The organism is Ruegeria sp. BE9 (genome assembly GCF_056538765.1).
The window spans coordinates 310,935-331,005 of the sequence record NZ_JBQFTS010000002.1; the positions used below are offsets into that span (position 1 = coordinate 310,935).

Annotated in this window: 17 protein-coding genes and 1 tRNA gene; 9 read left to right on the forward strand and 9 right to left on the reverse strand. The window is 55.7% G+C overall.

Features of this window, described 5'->3' with window-relative positions:
- Positions 1-197 precede the first annotated feature (197 nt).
- Together ACR0EO_RS08155 and ACR0EO_RS08160 are read right to left on the reverse strand one after the other, a co-directional pair.
- Complete coding sequence (locus ACR0EO_RS08155) at positions 198-2,354, reverse strand: DUF6538 domain-containing protein (protein ID WP_480688765.1); 2,157 nt, start codon at positions 2,352-2,354, stop codon at positions 198-200.
- A 56-nt stretch (positions 2,355-2,410) separates the two neighbouring features.
- Positions 2,411-2,485 (reverse strand) — tRNA-Gln (locus tag ACR0EO_RS08160).
- A 409-nt stretch (positions 2,486-2,894) separates the two neighbouring features.
- On the opposite strand from ACR0EO_RS08160, the gene ACR0EO_RS08165 reads away from it, so the two are divergent.
- Positions 2,895-3,398 carry a ferritin gene (locus ACR0EO_RS08165; RefSeq protein WP_480688767.1) on the forward strand — a complete coding sequence of 168 codons (504 nt, stop codon included), beginning with the start codon at positions 2,895-2,897 and terminating at the stop codon, positions 3,396-3,398.
- Positions 3,399-3,437: 39 nt separating this feature from the next.
- Here ACR0EO_RS08165 and ACR0EO_RS08170 read toward each other — a convergent pair whose 3' ends face one another.
- Entirely contained in the window at positions 3,438-3,905 is a 468-nt protein-coding gene (locus ACR0EO_RS08170; RefSeq protein ID WP_480689742.1) for an SH3 domain-containing protein, read from the reverse strand.
- A gap of 192 nt (positions 3,906-4,097) precedes the next feature.
- On the opposite strand from ACR0EO_RS08170, the gene ACR0EO_RS08175 reads away from it, so the two are divergent.
- The 5 genes from ACR0EO_RS08175 (at position 4,098) to ACR0EO_RS08195 (ending at position 12,348) form a co-directional block, all read left to right on the forward strand.
- A complete protein-coding gene (locus ACR0EO_RS08175) occupies positions 4,098-5,084 on the forward strand; it encodes a 2-hydroxyacid dehydrogenase (RefSeq protein WP_480688769.1) in 987 nt (328 codons plus the stop codon).
- A gap of 49 nt (positions 5,085-5,133) precedes the next feature.
- Positions 5,134-6,927, forward strand: a complete 1,794-nt coding sequence (gene ggt, locus ACR0EO_RS08180; RefSeq protein WP_480688771.1) for a gamma-glutamyltransferase — start codon at positions 5,134-5,136, stop codon at positions 6,925-6,927.
- Positions 6,928-6,938: 11 nt separating this feature from the next.
- On the forward strand, positions 6,939-8,345 hold the full coding sequence (locus ACR0EO_RS08185; RefSeq protein WP_480688773.1) for an FAD-binding oxidoreductase: 1,407 nt from the start codon (positions 6,939-6,941) through the stop codon (positions 8,343-8,345).
- Between the two features lie 99 nt (positions 8,346-8,444).
- On the forward strand, positions 8,445-9,704 hold the full coding sequence (locus ACR0EO_RS08190) for a hypothetical protein (protein ID WP_480688775.1): 1,260 nt from the start codon (positions 8,445-8,447) through the stop codon (positions 9,702-9,704).
- A gap of 136 nt (positions 9,705-9,840) precedes the next feature.
- Positions 9,841-12,348: a GcvT family protein gene (locus tag ACR0EO_RS08195; RefSeq protein WP_480688777.1), complete on the forward strand. Its 2,508-nt coding sequence runs from the start codon at positions 9,841-9,843 to the stop codon at positions 12,346-12,348.
- A 47-nt stretch (positions 12,349-12,395) separates the two neighbouring features.
- Here the strand turns inward: ACR0EO_RS08195 and ACR0EO_RS08200 are convergent, their stop codons facing one another.
- From ACR0EO_RS08200 to ACR0EO_RS08210, 3 genes are all read right to left on the reverse strand, one after another.
- Positions 12,396-12,731: a carboxymuconolactone decarboxylase family protein gene (locus ACR0EO_RS08200; protein ID WP_480688779.1), complete on the reverse strand. Its 336-nt coding sequence runs from the start codon at positions 12,729-12,731 to the stop codon at positions 12,396-12,398.
- A gap of 69 nt (positions 12,732-12,800) precedes the next feature.
- Positions 12,801-13,454, reverse strand: coding sequence for a DUF938 domain-containing protein (locus ACR0EO_RS08205; RefSeq protein ID WP_480688781.1), 654 nt, complete (start codon positions 13,452-13,454; stop codon positions 12,801-12,803).
- Positions 13,454-14,524 carry an NAD(P)/FAD-dependent oxidoreductase gene (locus ACR0EO_RS08210; RefSeq protein WP_480688783.1) on the reverse strand — a complete coding sequence of 357 codons (1,071 nt, stop codon included), beginning with the start codon at positions 14,522-14,524 and terminating at the stop codon, positions 13,454-13,456. The genes ACR0EO_RS08205 and ACR0EO_RS08210 overlap by 1 nt, the downstream gene beginning before the upstream one ends.
- A 152-nt stretch (positions 14,525-14,676) precedes the next feature.
- On the opposite strand from ACR0EO_RS08210, the gene ACR0EO_RS08215 reads away from it, so the two are divergent.
- From ACR0EO_RS08215 to ACR0EO_RS08225, 3 genes are all read left to right on the forward strand, one after another.
- On the forward strand, positions 14,677-15,054 hold the full coding sequence (locus ACR0EO_RS08215; protein ID WP_480689744.1) for a hypothetical protein: 378 nt from the start codon (positions 14,677-14,679) through the stop codon (positions 15,052-15,054).
- A gap of 3 nt (positions 15,055-15,057) precedes the next feature.
- Entirely contained in the window at positions 15,058-16,290 is a 1,233-nt protein-coding gene (locus ACR0EO_RS08220) for an HlyD family secretion protein (RefSeq protein ID WP_480688785.1), read from the forward strand.
- Positions 16,291-16,403: 113 nt separating this feature from the next.
- Positions 16,404-16,871 (forward strand): hypothetical protein, encoded by a 468-nt coding sequence (locus ACR0EO_RS08225; RefSeq protein ID WP_480688787.1) that lies wholly within the window; start codon positions 16,404-16,406, stop codon positions 16,869-16,871.
- A 90-nt stretch (positions 16,872-16,961) separates the two neighbouring features.
- Here the strand turns inward: ACR0EO_RS08225 and ACR0EO_RS08230 are convergent, their stop codons facing one another.
- The 3 genes from ACR0EO_RS08230 to ACR0EO_RS08240 are packed head-to-tail and all read right to left on the reverse strand — an operon-like array spanning position 16,962 to position 20,071.
- On the reverse strand, positions 16,962-18,035 hold the full coding sequence (locus tag ACR0EO_RS08230) for a BMP family ABC transporter substrate-binding protein (protein ID WP_480688789.1): 1,074 nt from the start codon (positions 18,033-18,035) through the stop codon (positions 16,962-16,964).
- Between the two features lie 31 nt (positions 18,036-18,066).
- Positions 18,067-18,987: an ABC transporter permease gene (locus ACR0EO_RS08235; RefSeq protein WP_480688791.1), complete on the reverse strand. Its 921-nt coding sequence runs from the start codon at positions 18,985-18,987 to the stop codon at positions 18,067-18,069.
- A 1-nt stretch (position 18,988) separates the two neighbouring features.
- Positions 18,989-20,071, reverse strand: coding sequence for an ABC transporter permease (locus tag ACR0EO_RS08240; protein WP_475158386.1), 1,083 nt, complete (start codon positions 20,069-20,071; stop codon positions 18,989-18,991).

A 20,071-nucleotide genomic window follows, 5' to 3' on the forward strand; every position in this document is an offset into this window, starting at 1 on the left:
CTGCTACTTTTCTTATGGTTTTCAATACCGCCTACATAAGCCTTTAGGCAATGAAATTAAATGGTATTTGTGCCTCAAACTCTTACCTTTACCTTGTCGAATCACGGACACAAAATGAGGTGAAAAAACAATTCATGTGTTGAAAGTAGGCCCGGCGCAAATTTTCGCGCCAGGTCTGAAAGCCACTCTCGTAGCTGCTAAGCGAGCGCCAGCAAGTGTTCAAACGCCGCGCGCTTCAATTTGTATTTCGGCAATTTCAGGGGCCTTAGGTCAGTCACCTCGCGAAGCTTGAAGGCTACTTTCTTAAGCGCGTCATCAGAGAGACACCCGATCTCTTGCATTTGATATAGCGGCTTCTCCAATTGCGGATCCGTTACCGTCACGCTTTCGACCTGACTGCTTTCACCAAGGGTTACTTCAATTTCCAGTGTAGAGCTTTCGGCGAGGTTGCAAGCCAGAATAACCGGGAAGCCATAGCGATGCTTTTTACCGATCATCAGCTTGAAATTCGCCTTGTCGACCGCTTTTTTAAGGTCTTGGACATGGTGTGCCGTATAGTAGATGTTCAGGACATTGCCATTCTTATGCCCCGCGATTGCCTGCCGCTCACCGTCAACCACCATCTCGCGTTTCAACATGCTCGAGAAGGTCTTGCGAAGCGCATAGAAATCCTCGTCGAAATCTCCGATGCCAAGATGTCCGAAAATACGGCGTAGATGCTTGCCGTAGGCGCTGGTTACGTCACCCGTTTTCGATCTGCGCACTGCCTCGGGAAAGAGCAGTGGGCCGTGATCGTCACGGAGTGACTGGAACCATTCGACGAACCCCAAGTCCAACAGGATCTGCGGGATGGGGATAAACCGCTTGCTGTCCTCTGACTTGCCCACGGCTTCTGGTCCAGTTGAGATTGCTAAGAGATAGGTGCCGTCGCGAAACCGGATATCTCTGCGCTTAAGCAACAAAATCTCCTCAATGCGAGAACCGATGGAGAGAACGATCAGGGGCACCCAATAATCCGCATCCCGTACGATTACATTGCCTCGTTGCCAGCGGCGATGCTCAGACGCCGCTCCCGAATAGATCGGTGACGTCAAGAGACGCGCGATCCGCTCCGTGGTCCAGGGCATCCGGTTTTTAGGTTTCGTGACGCGTACATGCAGCTCATCGTTGGGTTCAAGTGACTGGATGTGCCTTTGCATTTCTTTGTAGGAGATAGCTTTAGGGATTTCCGGGCCGAGTTCTGAAGCCGATTTGAACATCCTGTTCATCGCATCCCGATACTTTTTGAGTGTACGCAGGGTTACGCGCGGTACCAGACGTTCTGCAAGCAAGGCACGCTTTTCGGGGTTGGATAGTCCCTCAATGGCACGAACTTCCTCCATAACCTGGAAATCGGCGGCGTCCGCCTGAGAAATCTCAAATTCCTTGGTTATGCTTTTCCCTTCGCTCTCGAAGCGGTTTCGGCCGTGCGACTTGCCCTGGGTGCGGGGCAATCGGGATGCCCATCCCAAAAACTCTTTCTGTCTTTCTTTCGTGAGAGAAGCGACCGGGATGTCGCCGAGACATTCCTCCATCAGCCGGTAGACGGAGGTGGTTATTTTCTTCATGTCATCGGAAGGGTAGTTTTCGTCGGTCCTTGCCCGCGCCTGGGAAAGTAAAACTGGTGCCTGAACGAACTTGTCGAAGTCATCCAGCCCGTGTTCAGCCAAGAGATCCGAACTGGCATAGCGCACGTCGTCGCCTTCTTGCGCGGCAATTTCCACTTCATTTAACCGACGTTGCAAAGCTGTCGCACGTTTGCCCAGATCGTTTGAGATCGGTGTGGGAAGATTTAGGGCAACGCGGTCTCCAGCGGCGCGCAGCAAAGGCTCGACGTCGGCCCATTGTCTGTTCCTTGCGGCCTGCCGGAGACGTCGGTTTTCTTCCTGCAGCGCTTCGATCCTCTGGTCGACCTCGCCAGCGCTCATGACAGTGTCTTGGTTTTGCTCTTGTAGCATGCCCTCAAGTGCTGAGCGTAGCATCTCAGTCAAGACGGCTTTGGCGGTCTCGGGGTTCAGCGAATCTTTAATCAGTGCGTCCACGTGTGTTTTCTCCATCTGCTCGAGGACGGTGAGCAGCGCGGCTGCGCGCTTCACGGCGTCGAGCGGGAGGTCGGTTCGCAGCGACAGGCAAAGAAACTGGTTTGGGACCTGGTTTGATAGTCTTTTTGGCAGGCGTTTTCGGAAATAGAAAATACGGCCGCGGCGCATGAGGTAGGGGCCGGCATGGTAACGGGGTTTGCGCAACCGACTGCCGGGTCGGTTACTGGCCGGCTGTGTCACAGCATGTGTCACAGTTTCCGAATGCTGTGACACATCGGATTTTCCGGAGGCTCTGTCGCCCCTTATTTTCCTGGCTTTTCTGGAAAAGGTGGCTGGGGTGGTAGGATTCGAACCTACGATACACGGTACCAAAAACCGCTGCCTTACCACTTGGCTACACCCCAACGGTGAGGCGCTATCTACGATTGTTGTTTGGAGGGATCAAGGGCTTTTGAGTGAAAAAATTGGCTTGAAGTGAAAATTATTTTTTGCTCGTTCCCGCGGTCGCTGAATGTAAATTTTTCAAACCTTACTGGGCGGCTCCAGGTGGGCTTTGAACGCTCTACGCATATACAGACATAGCGGTCAAAAATTTCTCGGTGGAGCGCTGGCGGAACCGTCGAGTGGTGAAGCTTGCAGGCGAGGGTAGAGAAACTTCGAAATTGGCACGGGTTATGCAAGTGCTTTGCAGTTCCAATGAGGTGGTTTTAAATAATTGTAAAGTATGAAAAAAATACAATTATCCATTGTGCTGCGCCGTGGGAATCCATAGCTTTGGGATTGCTTAGGTATCCCGTGACACAGGAGAAAAAGATGAAGCTGAACCCGAATGTTGCAGAAGCATTGAACTGTCAGATCAACAATGAACTTCACGCGTCCTACACTTACCTGGCCATGGCGGCTTATTTTGAGTCGCAGGATTTGCCCGGATTTGCGCAATGGTTCCGGGGCCACTCGGCCGAAGAGAATACTCACGCCATGCGTATCTTCGACTTTATGGCTCAACGCGGCGGAAGAATCGAAATTGACGGGATCGCCAAGCCGAAGACCGACTATGACTCGCCGGTCGAAGCGTTGGAGCACGCGTTGGCCAACGAAGAAACGGTGACCGGTCAAATCAATGCGCTGTTCGAACTGGCGCATGACGTCAAGGAATACAGCACGCAGAACATGTTGAACTGGTTTCTGGCTGAGCAAAATGAAGAAGAGGACTTGTTCGGCAAAATCCTGGATCAGGTCAAAGCGGCCAATGGGGATCGTTGGAACCTTTTGCTATTGGACAAGGAAATGGGTTCGCAAAAAACCGAAAGCGCCTGAAGCGTTTAGGTCTTGGGCGGGGTAGATGAAACAGCCCCGCTATTCGCGGATTTCAGACGGATCAACGCCCCACAGATTCGATTTCTGCGTCCAGCCCCGGTAGCCTCCGGCTGAGATGTGGCACCAGTCCAAGCTACAACTTCCCAAGCGGGCGACAACGCCGGTTTCGAATTGAGCACTAACAGGCGAGTTTTGGTCCGGACTGGTGTAAACCGGCAGTAGTTCGGATTCGATCAGCACGGTCCGCACCCCGGACAACAAAGCGTAGTGAACCCAACCGCCCGCGCCGTCGCGGTCCTGAACCTTGCGCCAGTTTCCGTATTCGGCGGTGATTTGCAGGGGCATCCCACGTCGTTTGAACACCCAGTCGATTCGATGCGTCAGCGACGGACCACGACGCACGTTACCCTCGGCTGCCTTCATCGAGACATAGCGTGGCAGGGGCAAGTTTGTTACGGGGCCGCGTTTGTCCTGTGCGCTGGCGGACACTGTGCCAAACGCAATCATGAATACGGACAATACCGCCAAGAAACGGCGTTTCACCGGTTTGGAACCACTCACTGCCTGTCTGCTCTTGTGCCTGTTTATTCGGTTTCGAAAAAAGGTCGACTCAATGCCCTTGGGGTTCTTGTGCCCCGCCTTATCCTGCGCCACGATGCCATGGCGCGCGAAGGTTTGCAAAGCAGTGGGAGGGCGAAAGTGCCAAGAGAACGTCTGAGTGTTGTCGTAACGCGACGGTTGCCCGAGGCGGTTGAAACCCGGCTTAGTGAGTTGTTCGACGTCAAGTTGCGAGACGACGACACTCCCATGTCGCGTGAAGAGCTGGTCGCCGCGGTAAAGACGGCCGATGTCCTTGTGCCGACGGTAACCGATACGATTGATGGTGGTCTGCTGGGGCAGGCTGGTGAAAACCTGCGTTTGATCGCGAACTACGGGGCTGGGGTCGACAATATTGACGTCGCAACAGCCCGGCAGCGGGGCATTCTGGTGTCGAACACACCGGGCGTTCTGACGGACGATACGGCTGATATGACAATGGCCTTGATTCTGGCAGTCACTCGCCGAATTCCCGAAGGCCTGTCGGTCATGCAAAAAGGTGACTGGTCTGGATGGGCCCCGAACGCGTTGCTGGGTGGCCGCATTGGTGGCCGCCGTCTTGGAATTTTGGGCATGGGACGCATTGGCCAGGCAGTGGCCCGTCGCGCTAGCGCATTTGGAATGCAGGTTCATTATCACAACCGCCGCCGTTTACGCCCTGAAATAGAACAAGAGTTAGAGGCGACCTATTGGGAAAGCCTTGATCAGATGGTGGCGCGGATGGATGTGATTTCGGTGCATTGTCCTTCTACCCCTTCGACTTTTCATCTGATGAATGCGCGAAGGCTGAAACTGTTGAAGCCGACAGCCGTAATCGTGAACACCTCGCGCGGCGAAGTGATCGACGAAAACGCCCTGACACGGCAAATCCGTTCCGGTGAAATTGCCGGCGCTGGCCTTGATGTCTATGAGCACGGTACAGACGTAAACCCGCGATTGCGGCAACTGCCGAACGTTGTTCTGTTACCCCACATGGGATCGGCCACGTTGGAGGGCCGGATCGAGATGGGGGAGAAAGTTATTATAAATATTAAGACCTTCGAAGACGGTCACCGGCCGCCAGATCAGGTCGTGCCATCCATGCTGTGAAGCACGAGATCTGCGAAGGATACAGAAAGCGATTTTTCAGGAGGAAACTATGAAGCGAAGTCTGATTTCTGGATTGTTTTTGACGGCTCTGGCTATTAGCGGGCCATCCTTCGCACAAGAAACCGCTGACGCCGTTGCACCCGAGGGGGCGTCGGAAGGGCAGGTGCAGGCTCTTACCGAAGAAGTCATTGCCTCGCTCGAAGCGAAACTGGCTGGTCAGCCAGTCACCTCGCAAAATTGGATGGTTGCTGCTGCGAACCCATTGGCTGTTGAGGCCGGCGCAAAAGTGCTCCGCGCGGGTGGGTCAGCGGCTGACGCTATGGTTGCCGTGCAGGTCGTGCTCGGGCTTGTCGAACCTCAGTCTTCGGGCCTCGGCGGCGGTGCATTTTTGGTGTGGTACGATGCGTCGACTGGGCAGATGACCACTCTTGACGGGCGTGAAACCGCCCCGCTGGAGGCTTCGCACCGGTTGTTTCATGATGAGAACGGCGAGCCTCTGAAGTTTTATGATGCGGTGGTTGGCGGTTTATCCGTTGGTACCCCCGGTACGCCAGCGCTTTTGGAAGAGGCGCATCGGCGTTGGGGGCGCAGCCCATGGCCGGGCCTTTTTCAGGACGGCATAACGCTAGCTGAGGATGGGTTTCTAGTTTCCCCGCGTCTTGCGACCCTAGTCGAAGCGGATGCCGAGCGCCTGTCTCGTTTCCCCGCAACGGCTGAGTACTTCCTCCCAGGCGGGGCGCCGTTGCAGCAGGGCCAACGATTAATGAACCCGGATTATGCGGAAACATTACGGACTCTGGCCAGCGAAGGTTCTGCCGGTTTTTACGGTGGCGAAATTGCCGCCGGTATTGTTAGCACCGTGCGCAGCGCGCCGGGCAATCCCGGTGTTCTGTCTGGAATCGATTTAGCCCTGTATCAAGTAATCGAGCGTGAGCCGGTCTGTGCCGCCTATAGATCGTATGAGATTTGCGGCATGGGCCCCCCGTCATCAGGTGCCCTGACAGTGGGTCAGATTCTGGGCATGCTGGATGGCTACGATCTGGCGGCGATGGGTCCAGAAGACGTGAACGCATGGCGTCTGATCGGGGATGCTTCGCGTTTGGCGTTTGCCGACCGCGGGCGTTACATGGCTGACCATGACTACGTCCCAATGCCCACGCAAGGGCTAGTACATCCTGACTATCTGTCCGAACGTGGTCAGCTGCTAAGTGGTGAAGGGGCGTTGACCGAAGTTGCGCCGGGCAACCCTGAGTTCGACCATGCGTCAAACTGGGCTGATGATACCTCGCTAGAGCTCCCGTCAACCTCGCACATTTCCATCGTGGATCAATATGGCAACGTTCTTTCCATGACCACGACGATCGAGAACGGGTTTGGTTCGCGTTTGATGACCAACGGCTTTCTGCTGAACAACGAACTGACGGATTTCTCGTTCAAGACACATAGCGATGGTGTCCCGATCGCCAACCGGTTGGAGCCGGGTAAACGTCCGCGCTCATCGATGAGCCCGACAATAGTGATGCAGGACGGTTCGCCGGTTCTGGCCATCGGATCGCCCGGAGGGAGCCGCATTATCGGCTATGTAGCCAAATCCATCGTCGCTTGGGCGGATTGGGATATGAATGTTCAGCAGGCACTGTCTCTGCCGCATTTGGTGAACCGTTTCGGAACCTATGACGTTGAACAGGGTACAGCAGCGGAAGGTTACTCGGACGCGCTGATCGAATTGGGGTTTGAGGTTAATCCGCGTGACCTGACCTCTGGTTTGCACGCGATTGAGATTGGCGAAGTGCTAAGCGGCGGTGCTGACCCGCGCCGTGAAGGCATAGCGCTGGGCGAATAGGAGGAAGCTAAATGGTGCAGGCAGCCGCGTTGCCGCGAAACGAGACCGGAATCGAGACGGCTGTCAGCATTCTGAAGCAAAAATTCGGGGATCGCCTCCAGGCCGGGCAGGCGATCCGCGAGCAGCATGGTCACACGACCACATGGATTGAGAACCAATCCCCGGATGCGGTTGTCTTCCCCCATTCAACGGAAGAGGTCTCGGAAATCGTCAAGACATGCGCGCTGCACAAAGTACCTGTGATTGCGTTTGGCACAGGCACCTCGCTTGAGGGGCACGTAAATGCTCCGGCGGGGGGGATTTCAGTCGATCTGTCTCAGATGAATAAAGTGCTGGCTGTCCATACCAGCGATCTCGACTGTGTCGTGCAACCCGGCGTGACCCGAGAGGACCTAAACACGCACTTACGTGACCAAGGTTTGTTCTTCCCCATCGATCCCGGTGCGAATGCCTCGTTGGGGGGGATGGCCGCAACGCGGGCTTCGGGGACTAACGCTGTGCGTTACGGTACGATGAAGGACAATATTCTCAGCCTTGAGGCCGTCATGCCAGATGGGCAGATTATCCGTACTGGGCACCGAGCCAAGAAATCGTCGGCAGGTTATGATCTGACACGCTTGCTGGTCGGTGCCGAAGGGACCCTCGGCATCATCACTGAACTTACGCTGCGGTTGCAGGGCATACCCGAAGCGATCACTTCGGCCCGGTGCTCTTTTGCTACTGTCGATGCGGCGTGTCAGGCCGTGATGATGACCATCCAGTATGGCGTTCCGGTGGCCCGGATTGAGCTGCTGGACGAGATGTCGGTAAAGGCCGCGAACGCCTATTCCGGGCTGAGCCTCCCGGAAACGCCGCTGCTTTTGTTAGAGTTCCACGGCTCCGAAAGTGGTGCGGCTGAACAGGCCGAGACCTTTGGCCAGATTGCCGAAGAATTCGGGGGCGTGGATTTTGCCGCGACATCGACTACCGAAGAGCGGAACAAGCTTTGGCAAGCACGGCACGATATGTATTGGGCCAGTTTGCAATTGCGACCCGGTGCGCGTGGAATCTCCACAGATGTCTGTGTTCCGATCTCGCGACTTGCGGAATGCGTCACTGCAACCCGTGCAAAGGCGGAAGAGCTTGAGCTTCTTGCTCCGATCGTTGGGCATGTCGGGGATGGCAACTTTCACACATTACTTCTGATCGACATGGAGAATGCTGAGGAAGTGGCCAAAGCCGAGAGTTTTGTAGGGTGGTTGAATGACCTCGCTATCTCGATGGAGGGAACTTGTACGGGTGAGCATGGAATCGGACAGGGCAAACGGCCTTACCTGGTGAAAGAGCTCGGCCCGGCGGTCACCTATATGGAGGTGATCAAAAAGGCGTTGGACCCCGATAACATCATGAACCCCGGGAAGATTGTTCCGTACTCCTGATCTGCTGCACAAATCAGAATTTCTGCAGTGCAGCCATAAGACTGCCCCAATTAATCACTATGCTTTCGGAAAAGAGCAGTGAGAAATTTGAGGTTCTAAATGGATGGGTTGCGGGTCATCGGCTTTGCGCTGATCGTGGTTATGGTTTTGGTGGGCCTCGACTATTACCAGCAAGACAAAAAAACCAACGGTATGCTTTCGGTTGGTGGATATGTTGACACTATAAACGCACGGCTCGACCTGAGCCGAAAAGAGCGCGATTTAGAACAAGCAGAACGTGAACGCCAAAAACTGTGGGAGGCTGGAGCAAAGCCATATCTGCCCGAGCCGCCCGAAGGGTGGTCGCGTTATGAATTGACCCAAGCCGACAACGAAGCCGTATCCATGGTTCTTTCCGAGTTCCGACCGGTCCCGTTGGTTAGCTCCATCGACAGCCCCGCTGAGTTGGCTCGGCTAAGCCAGGCCGGCAAGGATGGTATGCTCCGCAAGCTGGCAGAGACCGGAACCGTTTACGCAAAGGATCAGGAGGTTCTTTGGCTCGATATTTCGCTGAAGCCAAAGTCGCCTCGAAACACCATTGCCGGGTTGGCCCTGGGTGCACAGGCTGCCTTTATGGAAGGGATGAAAGTCGAAGAGGGCTACGCCGTGATTGATGGCGTAGCCTTCATGGAAGAGACTTCTAATCTGTTGGACAGTGATGATAAGTCCCAATACCGCGCGTTCACCGGACGGATTGGTTTCGATCAGGAGGTTGTCGTTCGCCTTCATGCCGACGCAAGCGATGCCACGATCCGAGAGTTCATGGGCATGGTGGACTATGCAGGGCTAAACGCACTTCAGCCATTGCCGGCTTTGGTCGTGGGGAAAGGGATCGAAGTTCCTGACGAGCGGCAACCTGAAATCGCAGCAAAGATGCATGAACTCTATGAAACCATGCAGCGGGCGCAGTTGAAGGTGACGCAGGAGAAGATAAACAAAATGGATGTCGCTTCTGTAATGGTCAACACTTTGGCGAGTTCCGGGTTCAATGCCGAAGGTTTGGTCGACATTACCAATGGTGAGGTTTTCGAGAACCAGGAGCTGTCCCAATTGGCGTATATTCGTACGCAAGACATGCTTCTTAAGTCGGCTCTCAATGAAACTGAGTCCGATTCTACCGCTGACCCAAAGACTGCCAGTGCGAGCACATTGGGCGGGATTTTCCAAAGTCTGATGAACAAGACCGCGGAAGCTGGTGAAAGCCCCAAGGCTTCCGAAGAAAAGTCCAGCCCTGCCAAGGTTACTGTTCGCAAGGGCGGTGAGGGCCTCGGTTGTGCAACGCTGGGCAGCAGCAAACGTTGTTCGGTAGGCGGGAACTGAAGTCTAAATTTAAAAAAACGACGACCTGCGCCATGCGCGGGTCGTTTTTTTTATATCACTGGTCGGATGAATGTCGCGATGGGCTGGGCAATTGCGCCATATGGTTGCAACAGATTCCAAGGGGAGACACCCGGCTATGAAAACCCAAGTCAAAGCACTGGTCGTTGGCGGTGGCGCCATCGGAACATCGATTGCGTACCACCTTGCCAAAGCAGGCTGGGACGATGTGATGCTGATCGAGCGGGACGAGCTGACGTCCGGTTCGACATGGCACGCGGCGGGCCTGCTGCCGCTGTTCAACATGTCCTACGCGACAACCCATATCCACAAGTACTCGGTTGATTTCTACAAACAGCTTGAAGAAGAGACCGGACTGAACGCGGGTTTCGCGGTTGTCGGCAACCTGCGTATGGCGCAGACGCAAGAGCGTATGGACGAATACATGCTCTACGCGTCCACGGCTGAAACCTGTGACGTTGCCTACGAATGGCTGACACCGGACCAGATCAAAGAGCGTTGGCCGCTGATCGAGACTTCGGACCTGAAGGGTGCGATCTATCACACCGAAGACGGCTATATTAACCCTGCCGACGTGACCCAAGCGATGGCCAAAGGTGCCCGTCAGCGCGGTGTTGATATCGTTCGTAAGATGCAGGCCGATGCCTTCCATTGGAACGGCACCCACTGGGAAGTCACTTGTACCAAGATGGTTGAGCAGGGCGGTAACCTTGTTCCTTCTGACGAACAGGTCGTCATCACTGCCGAGCACGTTGTGACCGCATCGGGCAACCACGCTCAGCGCACCGCCAAGATGCTGGGTATCAAGATGCCTGCCATCCCGGTCGAGCACACCTTTATCGTCATGGACAAAGACCCTGAACTGGTCAAATGGCGTGAAGCAGGCAACCCCGAGCACCCCGTTGTCCGTGACGCGGACAAAGAATCCTATGCCCGTGAAGAGCGAGGCGGATGGATCCTGGGTATCTATGAGCACGGTGCCCCTGCGCGTTTTGAATATGGTGTGCCGGACAGCTTCCGCGCCGACCTGTTCCCATTGGATCTGGACCGGATTGCTGAACAGTACATGGCAATGACCGAGCGCGTTCCGTCCTGCGCCGAATCCGGCCTGAAAGACGATTTCAACGGACCGATCTGTTATACCCCTGACGGCAACCCGCTGGTTGGCCCGGCTCCGGGTCTGCGCAACATGTGGCTGGCCGAAGGCTTCAGCTTCGGTATCACTGCTGCAGGCGGCACCGGCTACTACCTGGCGCAGATGATGGTCGATGGTGAAGCCGAGATCGACATGGCATCGCTGGACCCCAAGCGTTACTCGTCCAACTGGATGACCACCGAGTTCGCAGCCCGCAAGAACGAAGAGTGCTATGAGCATGTCTACATCCTGCACCACCCGGATGAAGAACGTGAAGCCTGCCGTCCGCTGCGGACCGTTCCAGCTTATGAGCGTCAGAAAGCACGTGGCGCACAGTTCGGCTGGGTCAATGGCTGGGAACGTCCGAACTATTTCGGCCCCGTCGATGCACCTGATAACTTCGACAAAGAAAGCCGTTCGTTCCGCCGTGGTGGTTGGTGGCAGTATGCCGTCGAAGAAGCCAAAGCAGTACGCGAAGGCGTTGGCCTGATCGACGCATCAGCCTTCACCAAGCACGTCGTAAAAGGCCCCGGTGCGACCCAGTTCCTGGATTGGTTCACCTGCAACAAGCTGCCCAAGGTCGGTCGTATCAACCTGACCTACGCGCTGACTTCGCACGGCACCACCCGTACCGAATACACCATCGTCCGCAACGGCGAGAACAACTACTACATCGTCTCTGCCGGTGCTTGGACCGAGTACGACGCCGACTACCTGCGTAAGGCGGCCGAGGACAAGATGGAGGAGTTCGGTTACATCGAGATCCAGGACGTGACCACCCAGTGGGGCGTCTTCGCCATCGCCGGACCGAAGTCGCGTGACGTCCTGAAAGAGGTCATCAAAGACGCTGATCCGGAAACCGCACTGTCCAACAAGCGCTTCCCGTGGTTGTCGGCCCGCCAGATCGAACTGGGCATGTGCCCGGTCAACGCGATCCGCGTGGCCTATACCGGTGAGCTGGGCTGGGAACTGCACCACCCGATCGAGATGCAGAACTACCTGTTCGACCTGCTGGAAAAAGCCGGTGAGAAGCACGGTATGAAGCTGGTCGGTGCGCGCGCTCAGAACTGGCTGCGTCAGGAGAAATCCTATCGTGCGTTTGGTACTGAACTTGGCCGCGACGCAACCCCGCTGGAAGCCGACCTGCCGCGCTTTGTCGATCTGTCGAAAGACTTCTACGGCAAGGCCAAGCTGGAAGAGACCGGCGTACGCTTTAAGTGCTGCACCTTGCTGATCGACGGACCGGACGATGCCGATCCGTGGGGCCGCGAGGCGCTGTACACACCGGAAGGTGAACGCGTTGGTCGTCTGACCTCGGGCGGTTACTCGGTGGCGTTCGAGAAATCCATCGGCATGGGCTATGTGAAGCCCGAGCTGGCGGTCGAAGGCACCAAGCTGAAGGTCAAAATTCAGGACAAACTGTGGGATGCGGTCGTCACCTGCGACAGCCCCTACGACCCGAAAAACGAAACCATCCGCAAGGACGGCTAAATGTACAAAGGCCCCGGATGTTTCCGGGGCCTTTTGATTTTGCGGGGTTAGGCGGCCAATGCATCGTAGCACTCCAACGCTTTGGCTGCGTACATCATTGATGGACCTCCGCCCATCTGTATGGCCATTGCCAGTACATCCGAAAACTCCTCCCGGGATGCCCCGGCTTTGATCAAAGCTTCGGTGTGAAGGGTGATGCAAGGTTCGCAGCGGATTGCAATGGACATCCCCAGCGCGATGAACTCCTTGGTTTTGTAGTCCAGCTCACCCCCTTGTTTTACAGCTGCGCCAAGTGCACCGAATGCACGCGTGGTGTCTGGTAAAGCGCCGTTCAGGTTGCGCAGACCTTTTCGAGTATTTTGGATTTTGTCTTGCCAGCTCATCTCATCATTCCATTTAACATTTAATAAATGGAATATGTTCTGTTGCGCTATTCTGGGCCTTGATCTTGATCAGATGGCATTCTTTTCTGCGACAAATGCCAGATTATTCGCAGGCATGTCGATAAGTCCAACGACAGACAGGTTCTGGGCTGCCAGCACTTCGGCGATGTCAGTATCGTTCTTGTACCCAATCTCTGCATCCTGCTGAACCAGTGCGTCGTGGAACCTTTGGTCGCCGTCACTCGTTAAGAGACCCGACCGCTTGAACGGTCCGTAAATGATAAATCGGCCTTGTGGAGCCAACGCCAGCGCAGCCTCGGTAATCAAAACTTCTGTTTCCGGCCAACTGATCAGGTGCAACAAGTTGATAAGAACGATCAGGTCTTGATCGCTAAAGCTCTCATGCCACCCCCTTGCCGTTGCATCCAGTTGCACGGCGTTGGTGACGTTGGCTAGGTCAGCAGCATAGGCGTTGATGCTGGCACGGCGGTCGGCTTTTACCTCGGTGGGTTGCCAGTAAAGTTCAGGCAGAGTGCGAGCAAAGGCGCTGACATGCTGGCCGGTTCCGCTGGCGATCTCGAGTGCGTGGCCCTCCTCAGGAGCCCATTGCCCCAGCAGCTCACACAGCACCTCGGTGTTGCGGATTGCCGCAGGCGCGATCAGCCGACCGTCATGCCCTTCGGTGGCGACGCTGGCATTTGAAGGCAGAGATCGTTTGGTCATCATCGTAACCTTTCCGGGCTGAGGGCTGTAATGATTTCGGCATCGAACTCGGGTTTCGAACCGGTCACCAGGTCCGCGACCAGTTGCGATGCAGCCGGCGAGGTCTGAAAACCGTACCCGCCCTGTCCGGCAGCCCAGATGAACGAGGGCTCAAAGGGATCACGCCCAAGCACGAGCGTTCCGTCGGGCGCAAAGCTACGCAATCCGGCCCAGTTCGACTCAACCCTTGTTACGGGTTCGTTGACCATTTCTTCGTATCGCGCCAATCCTTCGGCCAGAACCATATCATCGGCAAAGGCATCGTGCGGTTGCACTGGGTCAGCCTCGGAAGGGGAAACCAGCAGTTTGCCAGCATCGGGCTTGGCGTACCACGCTTCGGCTACGCCCAGCATCATGGGCCACCCCCTGACGTCGTGCCCGCCAGGAGCCGGGAGCCGGGCCATCGACCTGCGTTTGGGGATGATGCCAATTGGCGCAATACCCGCCAGCGTTGCGACTTCATCAACCCAGGCACCGGCGGCGTTGATCAGGGTTCGGGCTTCAAAATCACGACCGGCTTCGACAATCCAATGGTTGTCTTTTCGAATTGAGGTGACTTTGGATTTGGTCAGAACCTCTCCGCCATTCTTTCGAATGATACGCGCAAAGTCCTGCAACAATCTGTCGGTATCAATGTCGAATGCCGCATCGCTAACAGCTGTGAAACCCAGAGTTTCAGAGTTCAGGATCGGTATGCGGGCCATCGCTTCGGTCGTTGGGATCGTCTGCATATTCAGATCAGCAACATCCCGTTCAAAATCTGTTTCCTGATCCTTGCGACCCACCAACATCAGACCGCGCGGCGTAAGGTAGCCTCCGTTTTCAGTCTTTAGAAAGTCTGCGCTTGCTTTGTTGAGTGCTACAACCGAAGGCGGGCCATAACTCTCTTCGAACAAGGCAGCAGATCGGCCAGACGCGTGATAACCCAGCGCGTCCTCAGCCTCGAGTACGGTCACGTTTCCGTGACGGGACAGGCGCGCGCCGGCGCTAAGACCAGCGATTCCGCCGCCGATGATCAGAAAATCTATCATGTTTCCCCTATTGGCCCGTGCCTTGTTCAAGAAGTGGATGCCTTTGAAATCTGACGGGAACTTTAAGCAGGCTTGAATTTACGCATCAACCCATCCAAACACGTATCAAACAGAAACAGGAGGGCAGGGTGAGCACGGCAGAATTACACCCAATGGCCACAGGACATATTCCGTCCTACGTGACTCAAGCGGACGGCAGTGATTTTCTTTTAACTTTCATGATTGTCTTTACCGTCGGCGTTATCATCCTGATCGGTGTGGGGTATTTCACCCTGCACTCGATCCCCGAAAAAATCGCGCATGAATCCAACCATCCTCAGTTCCAACTGGTTGGCATTCTGGCCTTGTTGGCTTTGTTCACCCATAACGGTTTGTTTTGGGTTGCGGCCATTCTTGTGGCCGGGTTCCAGTTCCCGGATATCGCTGCTCCGTTGCGTGCCATAGCGGATGCGATCCGATCTTTGGGTAAGCAGCAAACCGAGGTCCCTGCGGCTGAACTAACAGAACCTACAGCGCAGCAGGAGCAGTAAATTATGCTTGAGACATTGATGTGCGCGCTGGTGACAGTGCTGCCGGATTACCTGTTCCGTCGTTTCGTGCAGGGCAAGAGAATTGGGCATGAGATCACGCTGTTTACCATGTGGTATGAACTGCGCTGGGGCCTGACAACCTGTGCCATTCTGGCGCTGACCGTGATTACGACGTTGTTCTACTTCCACCCGGCCAGCAAGACGGCTGCATCGTACTTCCGCACTGTGACGATCTTGCCACAGTTGGGGGGGCGTGTGTCCGAGGTTTATGTGACCAACAACCAGCAGGTTGTTTCCGGACAGCCTATCTTTCGGATCGAAGATTTTACCCAGACGGCGATGGTCGAGGCTGCGCATGCCGGGATTGCACAGGTTCAGGCCTCGTTGAAAGTAGCCGAGACCGATCTGGCAGAGGCTGAGGCAGGGATAGCCGGAGCTCGGGCTGCGTTGGATCAATCGCTCGAAGACCTTGAGCGCAACACCACGCTGCGCGACGAAGGGTCCAGCGCCGTTAGGTTGGCCGAGATTGATCGGCTGGAAAACTTGGTGGCAGAGCGTGAAGCAAAGCTTAAGGCTGCTGAGTCACAGAGGGCAGCTGTCATCCAACAGATCGAAGAACTGATCCCGGCCCAATTGGCCAGCGCGAGTGCGCAATTGGATGCTGCTCTGACCGAATTGGACAAAACCGTCATCACAGCAGGCGTCACCGGTCGCATTGAACAGTTCGGCCTGCAGGTTGGCGACTATGTCAGCCCGCTTTTGCGCCCGGCAGGGATACTGGTTCCATCTGTTTCCGGACATGATCGTTTCCAGGCTGCGTTCACCCAGCTTTCCGCGCAGGTCATCAAGCCCGGTATGATAGGTGAGCTCGGGTGCATGACCAAACCGTTCACCGTAATTCCAGTGGTTGTGGTTCAGGTTCAGGACGTGATCCCATCTGGTCAAATCCGGCCTTCGGATGAGCTGCGGGACGTTCAGTCCAACAATAATCCCGGCTCGATTCTGGTATATTTTGAGCCGCTGTACAAAGGGATGGCTGATGACATTCCGCCGGGAAGTAACTGCCTCGCGAACGTCTACACTGACAATCACGAGCGACTGGAGCACGAAGACCTCGGGTTCTGGGAAGCCGCTTTCCTGCACGTTGTAGACACTATTGGGGTCGTCCATGCTGCGGGCCTGCGTTTGCGACTGATCCTGATGCCGGTGAATACACTGGTGCTAAGCGGGCACTGATAAACATGAACATGTTTTGACCTCGTCCGTTGTTGTCAGAAGACCTGGCTGTATGGATTTAGGAGTGTTTTGAATGGTTCGACGAGAGGTTCAAACCTCCGTCGAACACGATTGTGCCAGCCAATGTGTTCCTTTCGGCACCTGGTGGTCACGATGAGGGGACCGCGAAAGCGGTGCTTGAAGATATCAAACGTCATATGGCGTTTTTCGACCCGGTCGAGCTAAAGCCGTTGGATGTGCCGTCCGTCGAGTACAATCACACGTACCAGTCCTTAGGCGAGGTCGCGGGGACATATCTACAGGGGGAGGGAGTATCGGTCATTTGGTACGACCCAGAGGAAATGCACAGGCCTGTTCAGCTCATCAATCTGCTGGCACATGAACTTATGCATGCGCGGCTTTCAGTTTTGGAAGGCGATGTTCCCGGCGGATATGAAGCACACGAACTGGCTACGGAATTGGGCTGTATCATTGCCGGGTTTGGTGTTTTTCAGCTGCAGGCAGCGGATGATGCTGGGTCTTCATTCTTTTCTTCCAGGTGCAACAGATTGTTGTACCGCGCTTTGAAGGGTCTCGGGTGACATCTCGTGACTAGTGTTGAGATGTCTGACGCCTGAAACAAAAAAGGCCCGCAAACAATGCGGGCCAATTCCTATTGATCGGTTTTAACCTTACTGCGGGATTTCGCCTTCCAGTCCTTCGACATAGAAGTTCATGCCCGCCAGTGTACCGTCGTCTGCGGTTTCACCTTCGGCCAGCCAGTCACTACCGTCCTGCTTTTTCAGAGGGCCAGTGAAGGGGTGGTATTCACCTGCGGCCATGGCAGCCTTCAGTGCCAGAGCTTCTTCTTTGACATCGGCCGGAACAGCGTCCGAGATCTCACCGATTGCGACCATGCCTTCCCGGATGCCATCCCATGTGTTGGCGCTTTCCCATGTTCCGTCCATTACAGCCTGGGTCCGTGCAATGTAGTAGGGAGCCCAATCGTCAATGATCGACGAGACGCGCGGGAACGGAGCGTATTCGCTCATGTCCGAAGCTTGGCCAAAGGTTACAACGTTGCCGGCCTCTTGCGCGGCAGCCTGCGGCGCGGTCGAGTCGGTGTGCTGCAGGATCACGTCGGCACCTTGTTCGATCAGAACGCTGGCAGCATCGGCTTCTTTCGCGGGATCAAACCAAGTGTAGGCCCAGATGATCTTGAACTCGACATCCGGGTTCACCTTTTTGGCGTGGATATAGGCCGAGTTGATGCCGCGGATAACTTCGGGAATCGGGTACGAGCCGATGTAACCGATGATGTTCGACTTTGTCATCTTACCCGCGATGTGACCCTGAACGGCGCGACCTTCATAGAAGCGAGCCGAGTACACCGAGACGTTGTCAGCAGTTTTGTAGCCAGTTGCGTGCTCGAACTTCACGTTCGGGAACTTCTTGGCCACGTTGATGGTCGGGTCCATGTAGCCGAACGATGTAGTGAAGATCAGATCAGCGCCTTCCAGCGCCATCTGGGTCATCACGCGCTCAGCGTCCGGGCCTTCGGGCACCGACTCAACGAAGACAGTTTCAACCTTGTCGCCGAAAGCTTCTTCAACGGCCAGGCGGCCCTTGTTGTGTTCATAGGTCCATCCGCCGTCACCCACCGGGCCGACATAGACGAAACCGACTTTGGTTTTGTCTTCGGCCATGGCCCCAGAGGCCAGACCCAGCGCCATGGCGGCGCTCGCCAGAAGTGTTGTGAATTTCATAGGTTACTCCCCAAGTTGGTTCAGTTGGCCCCTAGTGTGAGGCGTGGAAGGTCCGGCCCAGTGAGGCAGGTGCGCTGCTCTTGTCGGCCGAAAGGATCACAAGCACAAGGATCGTGATGATGTAGGGCGACATTGCCAGATACTCGACAGGAATGGCAACGCCCGCCGCCTGCAAATTAAGCTGCAACACTGTGATGCCGCCGAACAAATAGGCACCCAGCAAAACGCGCCATGGTTTCCAGCTGGCGAACACGACCAGCGCAAGAGCAATCCAACCGACACCAGCGGTCATGCCTTCGGTCCACTGAGGGACACGGATCAGGCTGATGTAGGCACCGCCCAGTCCGGCGCAGGCGCCCCCAAACAGGATCGCAAGGATGCGGATTTTGATGACCTTATAGCCCAAAGCGTGTGCAGCATCGTGGTTCTCTCCCACCGCGCGCAGGATCAAGCCAACGCGGGTGTATTTCAACGTGGCCCACACAACTGCGGTCAGGGCGATTCCGAGGTACAGGATTGGATCATGCTGGAACAGGATCGGCCCGATTACCGGAATATCACTGATCAAAGGGATGTGGATGTCGCCCATGCTAGGTGGTTTGATCCCGACATAGCTTTGACCCAACAAGGCACTGAAACCGAGACCGAACAGTGTCAGGGCAAGGCCACTTGCCACTTGGTTTGCTAGTGCGAACTGCGTCAGCAGAACGAACAGCAAGGAAAGTACTGCACCACCAATCGCGGCGGCAACAAAGCCCAGCCAAGGCGAGCCAGTCTCGACCGAGATCGCAAAGCCGCTGATCGCTCCGACGATCATCATACCCTCAACACCGAGGTTCAGAACGCCCGCTTTTTCGACGACCAGTTCTCCAATCGCGGCCAGAAGCAGGGGGGTTGCGGCCACCATCAAAGAGGCGACCAGAAGGACGGGGTTAATTTCACCAAGGTCCATATCACGCTACCTCGCTACGGGCCGCACGGATGCGGTAGTTTGTCAAAAGATCGAATGCCAGCAGGAAGAACAGGAGCATTCCCTGGAACACCTGAATGGCAGCGGCAGGCAAGCCCAGCTGAGACTGTGCAATTTCTCCGCCGATGTAAGTCAGGGCCATCAGCCCACCGGCCAGCAGGATCCCCACCGGATGCAGGCGGCCAAGGAAGGCCACGATAATCGCGGTAAAGCCGTAACCGACGTTAAAGTCGATGCTGACCACGCCCGAAGGGCCTGAGACTTCGAACATCCCCGCAAGCCCTGCCAGTGCGCCAGACAGGCCGAGGCAGAACAGGATCAGTCGGGCAGGGTTCACACCCGCGAACTTGGCTGCACGTGGCGCCTCGCCCGTCAGACGGATGTGGAAGCCAAGCATGTGACGGTTCAACAGAACGTAGGCAAAGATCACTGCGATCAGGGCGGTAACAACACCCCAGTGCATGCCTGATCCTGCAATCAGTTCGGCGTTATGAGCGCTGTCGTAAGATTGTAGGTTGCGAGAGCCGGGAAAGCCGAAACCTTCGGGGTTTTTCAGCAGGCCAAGGGAAACCGATGCCAGCATCTGCTCGGCCACGTAAACCAGCATCAGGGACACAAGGATTTCGTTGGTGCCAAAGCGAACCTTTAGAAAAGCTGGGATCATCGCCCACAGCCAACCGCCGAACGCGCCAGCGATCACCATGATCGGAAAGATGTAGAAGGCGTCCAGAGGATAGAAGGCCAGACCAGCACCGGCACCAAAGATGGCACCCATGATGTACTGACCTTCGGCGCCGATATTCCAGATACCTGCCCTAAAGCCCAACGATAGACCGATGGCTATCAACACCAGTGGCGCGCCTTTCACCAGCAACTGCGGACGGTAATAAAAGGCGAACTCACCAAACAGAGGTTCCCAGAAAATGGTGCCAATTGCTTCGATCGGGTTTTTGCCAAGAATAGCAAACAGAATGCCGCCGAATACCATCGTCGCCAGCACCGCGACCAGAGGGGTGGCATAAGACCACGCCTTGGACGGCTGAGGCCGTTTCTCCAACACTATCAT

Bases quoted from the DNA above. Each gene is read 5' to 3' on its own strand.
- ACR0EO_RS08185 (WP_480688773.1), top strand. From the start codon at position 6,939: ATGGTGCAGGCAGCCGCGTTGCCGCGAAACGAGACCGGAATCGAGACG.
- ACR0EO_RS08170 (WP_480689742.1), bottom strand. From the start codon at position 3,905: ATGATTGCGTTTGGCACAGTGTCCGCCAGCGCACAGGACAAACGCGGC.
- ACR0EO_RS08165 (WP_480688767.1), top strand. From the start codon at position 2,895: ATGAAGCTGAACCCGAATGTTGCAGAAGCATTGAACTGTCAGATCAAC.
- ACR0EO_RS08205 (WP_480688781.1), bottom strand. From the start codon at position 13,454: ATGACCAAACGATCTCTGCCTTCAAATGCCAGCGTCGCCACCGAAGGG.
- ACR0EO_RS08220 (WP_480688785.1), top strand. From the start codon at position 15,058: ATGCTTGAGACATTGATGTGCGCGCTGGTGACAGTGCTGCCGGATTAC.
- ACR0EO_RS08195 (WP_480688777.1), top strand. From the start codon at position 9,841: ATGAAAACCCAAGTCAAAGCACTGGTCGTTGGCGGTGGCGCCATCGGA.
- ACR0EO_RS08200 (WP_480688779.1), bottom strand. From the start codon at position 12,731: ATGAGCTGGCAAGACAAAATCCAAAATACTCGAAAAGGTCTGCGCAAC.
- ggt (WP_480688771.1), top strand. From the start codon at position 5,134: ATGAAGCGAAGTCTGATTTCTGGATTGTTTTTGACGGCTCTGGCTATT.
- ACR0EO_RS08235 (WP_480688791.1), bottom strand. From the start codon at position 18,987: ATGGACCTTGGTGAAATTAACCCCGTCCTTCTGGTCGCCTCTTTGATG.
- ACR0EO_RS08210 (WP_480688783.1), bottom strand. From the start codon at position 14,524: ATGATAGATTTTCTGATCATCGGCGGCGGAATCGCTGGTCTTAGCGCC.
- ACR0EO_RS08215 (WP_480689744.1), top strand. From the start codon at position 14,677: ATGGCCACAGGACATATTCCGTCCTACGTGACTCAAGCGGACGGCAGT.
- ACR0EO_RS08190 (WP_480688775.1), top strand. From the start codon at position 8,445: ATGGATGGGTTGCGGGTCATCGGCTTTGCGCTGATCGTGGTTATGGTT.
- ACR0EO_RS08240 (WP_475158386.1), bottom strand. From the start codon at position 20,071: ATGATAGTGTTGGAGAAACGGCCTCAGCCGTCCAAGGCGTGGTCTTAT.
- ACR0EO_RS08230 (WP_480688789.1), bottom strand. From the start codon at position 18,035: ATGAAATTCACAACACTTCTGGCGAGCGCCGCCATGGCGCTGGGTCTG.